The sequence below is a fragment of the Acinetobacter parvus DSM 16617 = CIP 108168 genome (assembly GCF_000368025.1).
Lineage (GTDB): Bacteria > Pseudomonadota > Gammaproteobacteria > Pseudomonadales > Moraxellaceae > Acinetobacter > Acinetobacter parvus.
On the sequence record NZ_KB849207.1, the window covers coordinates 1 to 14,236 of the forward strand.

Consider the following 14,236-nt stretch of genomic DNA (forward strand, 5'->3'; position numbering starts at 1 on the left):
ACAACCGGTACACCAGAGGTTCGTCCACTCTGGTCCTCTCGTACTAGGAGCAGATCCTCTCAAATTTCCAGCGCCCACGGTAGATAGGGACCGAACTGTCTCACGACGTTCTAAACCCAGCTCGCGTACCTCTTTAAATGGCGAACAGCCATACCCTTGGGACCTGCTTCAGCCCCAGGATGAGATGAGCCGACATCGAGGTGCCAAACACCGCCGTCGATATGAACTCTTGGGCGGTATCAGCCTGTTATCCCCAGAGTACCTTTTATCCGTTGAGCGATGGCCCTTCCATACAGAACCACCGGATCACTAAGACCTACTTTCGTACCTGCTCGACTTGTGGGTCTCGCAGTTAAGCGCGCTTTTGCCTTTATACTCTACGCGTGATTTCCGACCACGCTGAGCGCACCTTCGTACTCCTCCGTTACTCTTTAGGAGGAGACCGCCCCAGTCAAACTACCCACCAGACATGGTCCTCGCCCCGGATTACGGGGCAGAGTTAGAACCTCAACATTACCAGGGTGGTATTTCAAGGACGGCTCCATTGGAACTAGCGTTCCAACTTCAAAGCCTCCCACCTATCCTACACAAGTAAGGTCAAAGTTCAATGTCAAGCTGCAGTAAAGGTTCACGGGGTCTTTCCGTCTAGCCGCGGGTACACTGCATCTTCACAGCGATTTCGATTTCACTGAGCCTCTGCTGGAGACAGCGCCGCCATCATTATGCCATTCGTGCAGGTCGGAACTTACCCGACAAGGAATTTCGCTACCTTAGGACCGTTATAGTTACGGCCGCCGTTTACTGGGGCTTCGATCAAGAGCTTCGCTTACGCTAACCCCATCAATTAACCTTCCAGCACCGGGCAGGCATCACACCCTATACGTCCACTTTCGTGTTTGCAGAGTGCTATGTTTTTAATAAACAGTTGCAGCGGCCTGGTTTCTGCGGCTGCCAACCGCTCAGGGAGCAAGTCCCATCACCGTCAGCAGCGTACCTTCTCCCGAAGTTACGGTACCATTTTGCCTAGTTCCTTCAGCAGAGTTCTCTCAAGCGCTTTGGTCTACTCGACCTGACCACCTGTGTCGGTTTCGGGTACGATTCCTGTGTAACTGAAGCTTAGAGACTTTTCCTGGAAGCATGGTATCAGCCACTTCACTGTACAAGTACAGCTTGCTATCGACTCTCAGCATAGAGCACCCCGGATTTGCCTAAGATGCATGCCTACTGTCTTCCACCTGGACAACCAACGCCAGGCTGACTTAACCTTCTCCGTCCTCTCATCGCATTACACAGAAGTATTGGAATATTAACCAATTTCCCATCGACTACGCCTCTCGGCCTCGCCTTAGGGGTCGACTCACCCAGCCCCGATTAACGTTGGACTGGAACCCTTGGTCTTTCAGCGAACGGGTTTTTCACCCGTTTTGTCGTTACTCACGTCAGCATTCGCACTTCTGATACCTCCAGCATACTTCTCAATACACCTTCTTCGGCTTACAGAACGCTCCCCTACCACGTAACTTAAAAGTTACATCCGCAGCTTCGGCACATAGTTTTAGCCCCGTTACATCTTCCGCGCAGGCCGACTCGACTAGTGAGCTATTACGCTTTCTTTAAAGGGTGGCTGCTTCTAAGCCAACCTCCTAGCTGTCTATGCCTTCCCACATCGTTTCCCACTTAACTATGATTTTGGGGCCTTAGCTGGCGGTCTGGATTGTTTTCCTCTTGACTACGGACGTTAGCACCCGCAGTCTGTCTCCCGGATAGTACTCATTGGTATTCGGAGTTTGCATCGGTTTGGTAAGTCGGGATGACCCCCTAGCCGAAACAGTGCTCTACCCCCAATGGTATTCGTCCGAGGCGCTACCTAAATAGCTTTCGGGGAGAACCAGCTATCACCAGGCTTGATTAGCCTTTCACCCCTATCCACAAGTCATCCCCTGGCTTTTCAACGACAGTGGGTTCGGTCCTCCAGTTAGTGTTACCCAACCTTCAACCTGCTCATGGATAGATCGCCTGGTTTCGGGTCTATACCCAGCAACTAAACGCCCTATTAAGACTCGATTTCTCTACGGCTCCCCTATTCGGTTAACCTCGCTACTGAATATAAGTCGCTGACCCATTATACAAAAGGTACGCAGTCACCGAACATGTCGGCTCCCACTGCTTGTATGCATGCGGTTTCAGGATCTATTTCACTCCCCTCACAGGGGTTCTTTTCGCCTTTCCCTCACGGTACTGGTTCACTATCGGTCAGTCAGGAGTATTTAGCCTTGGAGGATGGTCCCCCCATATTCAGACAAGGTTTCACGTGCCTCGCCCTACTCGTCATCATTATGTGTGCCCTTTCGTGTACGGGAATATCACCCTCTACGTTCGCACTTCCCAGAGCGTTCCACTAAAACACACATAACTTAATGGGCTACTCCCCGTTCGCTCGCCGCTACTAAGGGAATCTCAATTGATTTCTTTTCCTAAGGGTACTGAGATGTTTCACTTCCCCTCGTTCGCCTTGCAACACTATGTATTCATGTTGCAATACCTACCTTATGGTAAGTGGGTTCCCCCATTCAGATATCTCCGGATCACAGGATATTTGCCGCCTCCCCGGAGCTTTTCGCAGGCTATCACGTCTTTCTTCGCCTCTGACTGCCAAGGCATCCACCACATGCACTTAATTACTTGACTATACAACCCCAAACAGTCGTTAATCCCTACAAGTAGGATTAAGACAATTAAATAAATAATTAATGATCTATTTAATCTACAGTTCGAAGTCCCGTGCACTTAAGCACCGTACAGCTTCAATCTAAATTCATATACCAAAACGCTTGATTCAGTGTTTTTGCTAGTTCTCATTTCTAACAACTCAGCTTAAAGAATTAATTCTTCTTGCTTTGTTATTGAATGAGTGAACAATTTATTTCAGACTCAAATTCTAATCTGTTAATGATTAACTACAGCCTCGTCAGCTTGCAGTAAACTGTAATAAATCACAGAAGTTAATAAATCTAAATCAATCTCTTGATTCACCTTATTTATTAAGTTCTATAATTTAAAAATATCTTTCACTACCATATTAGATCAGATACTACGCGCAGCATAGCTGCTTGTCTTGCGCTTCGGCAAAGCGTTGCTTTGCTGATCGAAGCTCTGGTGGAGACTAGGAGAGTCGAACTCCTGACCTCCTGCGTGCAAAGCAGGCGCTCTACCAACTAAGCTAAGTCCCCAGCTTACAATCATAATGAACGATATATCTTCTCATCTAGTAGCTTGTGATTATTCATCACTTCGTCAGTAGTGGTGGGTCTGACAAGACTTGAACTTGTGACCCCACGCTTATCAAGCGTGTGCTCTAACCAACTGAGCTACAGACCCTGAGAAATAAAAGAAGAGATCGTTGATCTCTTCTTTTATTTCGCAAGACAAGCGCAGCGCGTAGTGCACGACTTATCTCTAAAATTAAAAAAGAGAAACAATACTTTTTCTATCTTTCATTCGATATATCTCGAAGAACAACTTGTTGTGGATTCTTACCGATCGTCAATCTTTCGTTAAGGAGGTGATCCAGCCGCAGGTTCCCCTACGGCTACCTTGTTACGACTTCACCCCAGTCATCGGCCACACCGTGGTAAGCGTCCCCCCTAAGGTTAGACTACCTACTTCTGGTGCAACAAACTCCCATGGTGTGACGGGCGGTGTGTACAAGGCCCGGGAACGTATTCACCGCGGCATTCTGATCCGCGATTACTAGCGATTCCGACTTCATGGAGTCGAGTTGCAGACTCCAATCCGGACTACGATCGGCTTTTTGAGATTAGCATCCTATCGCTAGGTAGCAACCCTTTGTACCGACCATTGTAGCACGTGTGTAGCCCTGGCCGTAAGGGCCATGATGACTTGACGTCGTCCCCGCCTTCCTCCAGTTTGTCACTGGCAGTATCCTTAAAGTTCCCATCCGAAATGCTGGCAAGTAAGGAAAAGGGTTGCGCTCGTTGCGGGACTTAACCCAACATCTCACGACACGAGCTGACGACAGCCATGCAGCACCTGTATGTAGATTCCCGAAGGCACCAATCCATCTCTGGAAAGTTTCTACTATGTCAAGGCCAGGTAAGGTTCTTCGCGTTGCATCGAATTAAACCACATGCTCCACCGCTTGTGCGGGCCCCCGTCAATTCATTTGAGTTTTAGTCTTGCGACCGTACTCCCCAGGCGGTCTACTTATCGCGTTAGCTGCGCCACTAAAGCCTCAAAGGCCCCAACGGCTAGTAGACATCGTTTACGGCATGGACTACCAGGGTATCTAATCCTGTTTGCTCCCCATGCTTTCGTACCTCAGCGTCAGTATTAGGCCAGATGGCTGCCTTCGCCATCGGTATTCCTCCAGATCTCTACGCATTTCACCGCTACACCTGGAATTCTACCATCCTCTCCCATACTCTAGCTGACCAGTATCGAATGCAATTCCTAAGTTAAGCTCAGGGATTTCACATCCGACTTAATCAGCCGCCTACGCACGCTTTACGCCCAGTAAATCCGATTAACGCTCGCACCCTCTGTATTACCGCGGCTGCTGGCACAGAGTTAGCCGGTGCTTATTCTGCGAGTAACGTCCACTATCCTAGAGTATTAATCCAGGTAGCCTCCTCCTCGCTTAAAGTGCTTTACAACCAAAAGGCCTTCTTCACACACGCGGCATGGCTGGATCAGGCTTCCGCCCATTGTCCAATATTCCCCACTGCTGCCTCCCGTAGGAGTCTGGGCCGTGTCTCAGTCCCAGTGTGGCGGATCATCCTCTCAGACCCGCTACAGATCGTCGCCTTGGTAGGCCTTTACCCCACCAACTAGCTAATCCGACTTAGGCTCATCATTTAGCGCAAGGTCTAATGATCCCCTGCTTTCCCCCGTAGGGCGTATGCGGTATTAGCATCCCTTTCGGAATGTTGTCCCCCACTAAATGGCAGATTCCTAAGCATTACTCACCCGTCCGCCGCTAAGATTAGGTGCAAGCACCCAATCCCCGCTCGACTTGCATGTGTTAAGCCTGCCGCCAGCGTTCAATCTGAGCCATGATCAAACTCTTCAGTTTAATATCATTTGTGCTTTATTCTAAGCACCAAATCTGGCTCATCAATTTTCTGACTAAAAATTCGCTCAAATAAACTTCGAGTAATTTCTACCATTCAATCAATGAAAATAATTTCGATCGATCAATCAGTAAAAATCCACACAAGTTGTTCTTCTATTCTCTTAATGATCTTCTCGATGATTCGTCATCATCAAGCTAGGTCGGCTATGTTAGCCTAAATCTCTTTAAAGTCAACAGGCAATTTCGATATTTTTAAAACTTATCTTAACCTAAACAGACCTGACCAATCCAGCCTACAACCTAGACTATCTTAATCAAACCATTGTTTATCAACAAGTTTTTATCTGTATCACCGCCGATGAGTGGGCATTCTACAGCATTTCAGGGCGCTTGCAAGAACTTTTAAAAATTTAATTATTCGGTTGTTGTATTTTTAAACTTTAACTTATCTAATATACTGATTTATATAATTTAAAATTAAATAATGTGAAAAATAACGCAGTTGTAATGCTGTAACAGGGTTATTCCTTATGGCTGGATTGCTTGGGTAAATGGGCAATATATTGCAGTGCGATCAAGCGTGACACCACCACCGCAAGGTACATCACCCCACCAAACATTTGTAGCATGGTTAATACTCTAGCTGCTGGACTAATTGGCATCAAATCAGATAAACCCGTTGCTGATTGCAGACTAAAACTCAGAAATAATAAATCGAGCCAAACTTGTAAATCTTGTGGCTGATTTGGGTTTTGAAAACTATTAGGTAAAAGCAACTGGCAAATACTATATAAAAAGGCGAATGCCCAAGCGATGAGAGTAAAAACTGCACCCGCAGCAAATAGCTCGTCCTTAGTGAGGTAACGGTCGGCAAACATATAACGCAGCAGCCCATAGGCGGCATAAAAATAGGCAAGCGCCTCAAAGCTATAGGCTGTGACCTGAACGACTGGTGTGCCATAGCCAATAAAAATCAGGATGGAAAACAGGAAAGCGCCACTCACAAAAACCAGTCCCCAAAAGGTAAACACTGGAGTTTGGCGAATGACCTTGGCAATAATCAGTAGTGCCAATACACCCAGCGACCAAGTCAGGGCACGATATTCACTGTCACCAGAAGTCAGCATATATAAAATCAACAGGGCCAGTTGCACCAGTAACAGCCATGCGGATGGGAGTAAACGAAACGTTTTCCAAAATTCCCTCAAGGTTTGCATGTGGTTTCCCCAAGTCTTGTTATGGTTTTCATTATGTTTATAGCATCATACTGCATCCAGAAAGGAAATGATCATTTTAGAGAGTTCTTGTTGCAAACGCTGCTCTTCAATTAAAAAGGTGTTTTTACTGGCATACCGCATCATGGTAAACAGAGTGCTGTTAATGATCACGAATGATTTATGCTTGAGTGTTTCAAAGTCCCAGTGTGGATAGTAACGCCCAAACAGGTACATCCCAATTTCCAAAAAATGTCTTTCCAGCACCTGTGCCGCATCTGAGTCACTGTAGGCATGCCAGTTCTTTAAGATTTCAATAAAAAAGCCCTGATCAGACTTCAACGATTCAAAGCCAAAGGCAATGCTTAATGTGATGACGTCCTGAATACTGGTTTGCTGTTGCAGCATCACCAACTGTTTCAATGCCTGCCCCAGATCCTCACTTTTACGTAGCAGCAGTTCCGCCACAATCTGTTCTTTATTTTCAAAATATTGATAAATTGATCCGACACTTACTCCTGATTTTTCAGAGATTTTAGGTGTGGTGACATGCAACACGCCATATTCAGAAATGCATTTTTGTGTACCCTGTAAAATGCTTTCCACGATCATTTTGGCACGTTGCTGCTGGGGTCTTTTTCTCATGCTCAGCCTCAAGGGAAATGCGAATTGAATACGAATATTTATTCATATTAAGCTTTGATTAAATAACAATCAGGGGCTTTATGCAATGCAAAGCATCGTTAAACCTAAACGTCTGGCTTCTTTTGAAGACATGATTCAGTCGAATGTGAAATCCAAAATATTAAGCTATATGACTCGTCAGGAGGTCCAGCCAAGTTATGAGGACTATCTGGCATTGAATAACGCCCTGCAAAGTGGTGATGAGCCGATGGATCAGGTGTTGCGCTGGGTATTGCAAAACCCAAAACAGCACCGTAAGTATTTTGAAACGGCGCTGTATGAGGGTTTGGACAAGCTGCCGCATGAGATTCCTGAACTCACTGAGTTTTTTCAGCTCATTGAACAAAAACCCGTTTGGTACGATCAAGGCAAGATTGATGAAGCCCTGAAATTTACCTATCGTTTGGGTGTAAATAATGGCTTCATCCTGAGAGATGTTTCCCTCATGACAGGTTATCTGTATCCTGGCTTTAACCAGCCATTGGTATTGACAGGCGCATTAAAGAAACAGGCGGGCACCCGTCTGGCTGAAACCACCAAATGGTGGGTGGATATCACTGAACAAGGTGGTTTTGAACGCTTTAGCAAAGGTTTTACCTCAACCATTTTTGTACGTTTTATTCATTCGCTGGTGAGTCATCAACTGCAAAAATCTGAAAAATGGGATGCTGAGACCTGGGGTTTGCCCATCAACCAATATGATCAGGCCATGACCAATATTGCCTTTAGCGGTGTGGTATTGCTGGGTATTCGGGCTTTAGGTATTTTTCCGAGTAAACAAGAAGTTGATAGCTTTTTGCATTTTTGGAAATATGCGGGCTGGTTGATGGGCATTGAAGAAAAATGGTTAGTGAATAATGAAGCTGACGGCTGGAAAATGATTTACTGGATGCAGTTTGCACATCCTCAATCTGATGAGAGCAGTATTTCTCTGGGATCTAGTCTTTCCAAAGAACCCTTTGAACGGAAATATCGTTACCTACGCTCTTTTCAGCAAAAACTAGCCTACAAACAACACCTCGAAATTACCCAATTCTTTATTGGTCGTAAAAAAATGCAGAAATTGGGTTTGGCACCACAGTCAGCCTCATGGTTTGCCTATTATTTGATTGGTCGCAATCTAGCACTCTATACAGGCGCCAAACATATTCCAAAATTAAATCATTTCCTTGAACAGAAAGGACGGCATTTACAGAAAATTGGTCTGTCATTGTATCGCAATCAATCACAGCAACTGGCCAGTATGCATCAATAAACCATAAAAAAGCCCTCAATTGATGAGGGCTTTGATTTAGATATCGAATTTAATTAGTGATCTGATGCACCAGAGATACCAATACCTGTTTGCGAACGAACAAACTGAGCATCGAACGCTTTACGCTCTTTCTCTGCACGCGCAGTTTTATCTGTTACAGAGAAGAACCAACAGCAAAGGAATGATAATGGCATTGCAAATAATGCTGGACCATTGAATGGGTTTGGCGCAGTTTCAGAAATACCCAAAGTATCAACCCAAACTGCTTTTGACAAGATAATTAAACTTGCCGCACCCACCAAGCCAACCACACCACCAATTACTGCACCACGAGTCGTTAAACCTTTCCAGAACATAGACAATACAAGTACTGGGAAGTTTGCACAACATGCAACTGAGAATGCCAAACCAACCATGAAAGCAACGTTTTGTTTTTCGAACAAAATCCCTAGGACCATGGCAAAGATTGCTAAACCTAAAGTCGCAATTTTTGACATACGTAATTCAGATTGAGGCGTAGTTTTACCTTTTTTGAATACGTTTGCATATAAGTCATGTGAAATCGCAGAAGCACCTGAAAGTGTTAAGCCAGCAACTACAGCAAGGATGGTTGCAAATGCAACTGCTGAAATGAAACCCATGAACAGGTCACCACCAACAGCATCACTGAGGTGAACTGCCGCCATATTATTACCACCAATCAACTCTAATTTTCCTGTCATAGCCGCTTTCGCAACATCAAGGAACTGAGGATTGTTTGCAACGAATAAGATCGCACCGAAACCAATAATGAACGTTAAAAGATAGAAATAACCAATAAAGCCTGTTGCAACAACAACTGATTTACGTGCTTCTTTCGCATCTTTTACTGTGAAGAAGCGCATTAAGATGTGCGGCAAACCTGCTGTACCAAACATCAAGGCAAGACCAAGAGAAAGTGCATCAATTGGATTCGCAGCAAGCTTGCCTGGCCCCATGATTTTTGCAGCTTCATCCAAGCTCATATTATGCGCTTGGCTGTATACACCAATCGCTTGGTTAAACATATTGCTAAAGCTAAAGCCCACAGCTTTCATCACCATGAATGCCATGAATGTTGCACCACTGAGTAGCATCACCGCTTTGATGATTTGAACCCAAGTTGTTGCCAACATACCACCAAACATCACGTATGCCATCATCAATAAACCGACAATCACAACCGCGATATTATAGTTCAAACCAAATAGTAGTTTGATTAACTGACCTGCACCCACCATTTGAGCAATCAAATAGAAAGCAACAACAACCAATGAACTCACTGCCGCTAAAGTACGCACTGGCTTTTCTTCAAGACGGAACGACACTACATCAGAAAGGTTATATTTTCCTAAGTTACGTAAGCGCTCAGCAACAAGGAATAGAACAATCGGCCAACCGACCATAAAACCAAGTGAATAAAGCAAGCCATCGAAGCCTGAACTAAACACCAATGCTGAAATACCCAAGAACGATGCTGCTGACATATAGTCACCCGCAATCGCTAAACCGTTTTGGAAACCACTGATTCCACCACCCGCAGTATAGAAATCTTGGGTAGATTGTGTTTGCTTAGCTGCCCATTTGGTAATGAAAAGCGTGAAACCAACAAAGATCATAAACATAATGATCGCATGCCAGTTGGTGGCTTGCTGCTCAGCTGCTCCTAAATCAGGACCAGCAAATGCAATACCTGAGCTACACAAGGTTGCAAGTGCGAAAATGATCGCTTTAATAGACGTCCCTTTCATCTCAGTGCATCCCTTTTTCATGTGTGATTGCCTCAACTTCCTTGAGTGCTTCTTCATTGAGTTGATCGAGTTTAGTATTGGCGATATATGAATACACACCACATAATAAAAATGACAACACGATGATGCCTAAACCGAGGGGCATGCCCCAGGTTGTAATGCCACCACTAAATGAACTTGCTAGAAACTCTTTGTTATAGCCAACCAAAAGCATAAAACCAACGTAGATAAACAGCATGATTGCTGTTAATGTCCAACTTAAAGTGCGTTTTCTGCTAACCATTTCTTGAAACTTTGGATTTTGTAGAATACGTTCTACCTGTGAGTCATCCATAATTAACTCCTTATTTTTGTGTCCAGCCGTGGACCCCATTTCGCATGGGATTTTTCATTATTCAAATTAGCAAGATTCCACTTGACTCGTAACTTAGACTTTGGTCTCTAAATGTAATCTTGTTTTAACGCACGTTCCGCGCTTCGCAGTATGATAAAAAATGGGACTTGATCACGTGAGCAATATGAACAGTTGGCTGATTATTGGGGTACTTGCCCTGTATATTGTGGTGCTATTCGGCTGCGCGTTTTTCGGAGAGAAACACGCCAGCCGCCTTAGCCCGCGCGGCCGCATGTTGCTGTTCAGCCTGACCCTGGGTGTGTACTGTTCATCATGGACGTTCTACGGTGCCACAGGCGCTGCGGTTCGTGAGGGGGTGATTTTCCTGCCGATCTATCTGGGTCCGCTGTTGTTTATCTGGTTCGGTTATGACATCTGGAGACGGCTAGGCCGTATTCGTCAGCACCACGCCATTTCCTCGATTGCCGACTTTGTCGCGGCCCGCTACGGAAAAAGTGGCAGTCTGGCTGCGCTGGTCACCATCCTTGCCGTGATTGCCATTGTGCCCTACCTTGCCCTGCAACTCCGTGCCATTGCGCTGAGTGCATCGGTGATTCTTGAGCAAAATGCCCACATCCATACCACCACCAACAGTGTGCTGGTGCTGACAGGCGTACTTGCGATTTTGGCGATGATCTTTGGCACACGTCATATTGCCCATACCGAACAGCATGGCGGTTTGATGCTGGCGGTTGCCTTTGAATCCTTTGTGAAATTATTCGCCCTCCTCTGTGTTGCAGGATTTTTCTTATTGCAATCGCCTGAAAATATTAAACAAGTCAGCAACGATGTCAGTCAACATTTTCATGACCTCCAGCAGCTTGGTGTACCTGAAACATTCTGGATTCAAACCCTGCTCGCCGCACTGGCAATGATTTGCCTGCCACGCCAGTTCCATGTGGCGGTGGTCGAGTTACGGGATGAAAAGCATATTCGTGGCGCACGGCGCTGGTTTGCAGCCTACCTGATCCTGACCATCATTGCGATTATTCCAATTGCCAGTTGGGCGCTACACTCGCTGCCTGAGTCACTGGGTACACCTGATATTGCGGTATTGGCCCTGCCGCTCAGCTACCAACAGGACTGGTTGACCCTGCTGGCATTTCTGGGCGGTTTCTCCGCCTCCACAGGTATGCTGCTGGTGGCATCCGTTGCCCTCTCGATCATGCTCAGCAATGACCTGATCATGCCCGCACTATGGCGCTTTAAGATTATTTCCCGACAAGACCAGCAACTTCCCCGAGTGCTGAAACTGACACGGCGCTTCAGTATTGTCAGCGTGATGTCATTGGGTTTTTTATTCTTCCATTTCTTCAATGACATTAACCAGCTCTCGGTTTTTGGTCTACTGGCGTTTAGTGCCGTCGCACAGTTCTCGCCAGCCCTGATTGGTGGTCTTTACTGGCGTGGCGCAAGCCGTCAGGGCGTGTATGCAGGCCTGTTGATCGGCTTTGCCATGTGGAGCTACACCTTGCTTTTCCCAACGGTGTTGCGCAGCCTGCCTGAGCATTATCAGGCTTTTGCCCAGCATTTGTTGCTGTTTGGCCCATTTGACATCAACGCCCTGCGTCCAGAAGCGCTGCTCGGCTTTAAGTCCTTTGCGCCTTTGACTCACGGGGTGCTGTGGTCTTTGGGGTTGAACGTGGTTTCATATATCTGGGTCTCGCGCCTGTATCGCCCAAGCGTTGCTGAACAGATTCAGGCTGAAAGCTTTTTTTACTATGAAAGCAAGCCTTTGCCATCCGCTCAGTCAAATACCGACCTGACCGACCTACACCAAAATGGGTCACGGCTTAAAGTGGGTGATCTGCTGGCTTTGGCAAAACGGATTACAGGGGACCGACTAACCATACAGGCGTTCCAGCAATTCTGTGAGCAAAACCATACCATCCTCAATGAAAACCATGTCGCCAATGGCATGTGGTGGCGTTTTACTGAACAGTATCTGGCGGGAATTATTGGCGCGGCCTCTGCCCGTACCTTACTCACTACTGCCATGATCAATAACGGACTGGCTTTGGGGCAGGTAGCGAATATTCTGGATCAGGCCTCCCAGTGGCAGCGTTTTAACCAAAACCTGTTGATGACCATGATTGACCACATGACACAGGGGGTCAGTGTGGTGGATAAAAATATGTGTCTGGTGGCATGGAACAACCAGTACCTGAAACTGTTTGATTATCCCAAAGATCTGGTTTATGTGGGATGCCCGATTGCTGATTTAATCCGTTATAACGCGGAACAGGGTGAATGTGGACCAGGTTCGGTTGAGGAGCATGTAAATAAACGGATTCACTGGATGAAAGTCGGCAGTGCGCATGAATTTGAACGGATTCGCAAGGATGGTCTGGTGATCCAGATGCGCGGCACCCCTATTGAGGGCGGCGGCTTTGTCACTACCTTTGCCGATATTACCGCGTTCCGTGAAAATGAGGCGGTGCTGGAAGAACGGGTCAATGACCGTACCCAGCAGCTTGCCAATGCCCTGACCGAACAGAAATTGGCACTGGAACAAGCCGACAAGGCCAACCAGTCGAAAAGTCGATTTTTGGCAGCGGCCAGCCACGACCTGCTGCAACCGATGCATGCAGCACGCCTGTTCAGCACCGCGCTGGAACAGAGTGTCAGCTCAACTGAAGATCAACAAACCTTACAGCAACTGGACCGTGCCCTGTATGGTGCGGAAAGCATGCTCTCTGCCCTACTGGACATCGCACGTCTGGAGGGCGGAACCATTCAGCCAAAACGTCAGGCCTATTCACTGCATGACCTGTTAAATGACCTCGAACTACAATTTAAGTCGATTGCCGCACAGCGCAATATCCAGTTCTCTGTTCACGACACCAGGTTCTGGGTGGATACCGACCCGCAATGGATGCGCCGCATTATACAGAACTTTGTCAGCAATGCTCTGCGCTATACCGCACAGGGTCGTGTGGTAGTGGGTGTACTGCGTTCAGCACAACGTCCAAAACATATTCGAATCGGTGTTTGGGATACAGGACCTGGCATCAATGAACAGCAACGCGTGAAACTGTTTCAGGAATTTGAGCGTTGCGGTCATACCTCGCCCTGGGGTGAGCAAGGTCTGGGATTAGGACTTGCAATCGTGCAGCGTATGACCAGCCTGCTGGATTTCCCAGTGCATGTCTATTCAGAATTAGGTAAAGGCTCTTGCTTTATGATCGAAGTACCGCTCGCCGAAGCACCAAAAATTGAAGCGACTACACCGCATGTGACCGCACTGCAACACACTGCTTATAAAGTGCTGTGTCTGGACAATGATGAAACCATTCTGCAAGGCATGCGGACCTTATTAAGTAAGTGGGGCTACCAGATTTTTACCGCGACTGAACCTGCGGAGGCGCTCAGGCTGATTGAACAGGAAGATATTCAGGTCTGGTTAATAGATCAGCATTTAAATCATGATCAACGCGGCTTAGATTTTATTGAACAATATCGCCCTGCACATATTCCTGTTGCCCTGATTACTGCAGATTCCGATCCAGAACTTCCTCAGTGCCTAAAGCGACAGAATATTGTTTTGCTGAGAAAACCACTGAAACCTGCTGGATTACGCGCATGGTTATCAGGCTTAAAAATCATGCCGATGGGCTAAATGGCAAAATATTTTGAAACATAGGCAAAAATTATCAAAAAAAGAGTACTAAAATGACAAAAAATTGACCAAAGTGCTCAAAAAATTATTGGCTATGGCAAAAACGTTCACTTACAATAGTGAACGTTTGTACACTTACTTACAATTAATTAAAATATTGTTTTTATTAATAAATATTCCCATAAAAACCACGTATACAACTTTAGCCG

6 protein-coding genes, 2 tRNA genes and 2 rRNA genes are annotated in these 14,236 nt (G+C 46.2%); 2 read left to right on the forward strand and 8 right to left on the reverse strand.

Features of this window, described 5'->3' with window-relative positions; genetic code table 11:
• The 6 genes from F988_RS00005 to F988_RS00030 form a co-directional block, all read right to left on the reverse strand.
• Positions 1 to 2,688, reverse strand: a 23S ribosomal RNA gene (locus tag F988_RS00005); the annotation flags it as partial.
• A gap of 466 nt (positions 2,689 to 3,154) precedes the next feature.
• Positions 3,155 to 3,230, reverse strand: a tRNA-Ala gene (locus tag F988_RS00010).
• A gap of 71 nt (positions 3,231 to 3,301) precedes the next feature.
• Positions 3,302 to 3,378: transfer RNA gene (locus F988_RS00015), tRNA-Ile, on the reverse strand.
• A gap of 177 nt (positions 3,379 to 3,555) precedes the next feature.
• Positions 3,556 to 5,092: ribosomal RNA gene (locus F988_RS00020) — 16S ribosomal RNA — on the reverse strand.
• Positions 5,093 to 5,613: 521 nt separating this feature from the next.
• Positions 5,614 to 6,309, reverse strand: coding sequence for an ion channel (locus F988_RS00025; RefSeq protein WP_004674044.1), 696 nt, complete (start codon positions 6,307 to 6,309; stop codon positions 5,614 to 5,616).
• 45 nt (positions 6,310 to 6,354) lie between these two features.
• The gene (locus F988_RS00030) at positions 6,355 to 6,951 is read right to left on the reverse strand and encodes a TetR/AcrR family transcriptional regulator (protein WP_004674047.1); all 597 of its coding nucleotides are present in this window, start codon (positions 6,949 to 6,951) and stop codon (positions 6,355 to 6,357) included.
• A gap of 85 nt (positions 6,952 to 7,036) precedes the next feature.
• On the opposite strand from F988_RS00030, the gene F988_RS00035 reads away from it, so the two are divergent.
• Positions 7,037 to 8,245 carry an oxygenase MpaB family protein gene (locus F988_RS00035; RefSeq protein ID WP_004680025.1) on the forward strand — a complete coding sequence of 403 codons (1,209 nt, stop codon included), beginning with the start codon at positions 7,037 to 7,039 and terminating at the stop codon, positions 8,243 to 8,245.
• Positions 8,246 to 8,298: 53 nt separating this feature from the next.
• On the opposite strand, the gene F988_RS00040 is transcribed toward F988_RS00035, so the two are convergent.
• Both F988_RS00040 and F988_RS00045 read right to left on the reverse strand, forming a co-directional pair.
• Positions 8,299 to 10,014: a cation acetate symporter gene (locus tag F988_RS00040; RefSeq protein ID WP_035329786.1), complete on the reverse strand. Its 1,716-nt coding sequence runs from the start codon at positions 10,012 to 10,014 to the stop codon at positions 8,299 to 8,301.
• Position 10,015: 1 nt separating this feature from the next.
• Complete coding sequence (locus tag F988_RS00045) at positions 10,016 to 10,348, reverse strand: DUF485 domain-containing protein (RefSeq protein WP_004680029.1); 333 nt, start codon at positions 10,346 to 10,348, stop codon at positions 10,016 to 10,018.
• 184 nt (positions 10,349 to 10,532) lie between these two features.
• Between F988_RS00045 and F988_RS00050 the strand changes: the two genes are divergently transcribed.
• Positions 10,533 to 14,027: a hybrid sensor histidine kinase/response regulator gene (locus F988_RS00050; protein ID WP_167539028.1), complete on the forward strand. Its 3,495-nt coding sequence runs from the start codon at positions 10,533 to 10,535 to the stop codon at positions 14,025 to 14,027.
• The last annotated feature ends 209 nt before the right edge of the window (positions 14,028 to 14,236 follow it).

Coding starts and splice junctions, on each gene's coding strand:
- F988_RS00035 (WP_004680025.1), top strand. CDS start 7,037: ATGCAAAGCATCGTTAAACCTAAACGTCTGGCTTCTTTTGAAGACATG.
- F988_RS00045 (WP_004680029.1), bottom strand. CDS start 10,348: ATGGATGACTCACAGGTAGAACGTATTCTACAAAATCCAAAGTTTCAA.
- F988_RS00050 (WP_167539028.1), top strand. CDS start 10,533: ATGAACAGTTGGCTGATTATTGGGGTACTTGCCCTGTATATTGTGGTG.
- F988_RS00030 (WP_004674047.1), bottom strand. CDS start 6,951: ATGAGAAAAAGACCCCAGCAGCAACGTGCCAAAATGATCGTGGAAAGC.
- F988_RS00040 (WP_035329786.1), bottom strand. CDS start 10,014: ATGAAAGGGACGTCTATTAAAGCGATCATTTTCGCACTTGCAACCTTG.
- F988_RS00025 (WP_004674044.1), bottom strand. CDS start 6,309: ATGCAAACCTTGAGGGAATTTTGGAAAACGTTTCGTTTACTCCCATCC.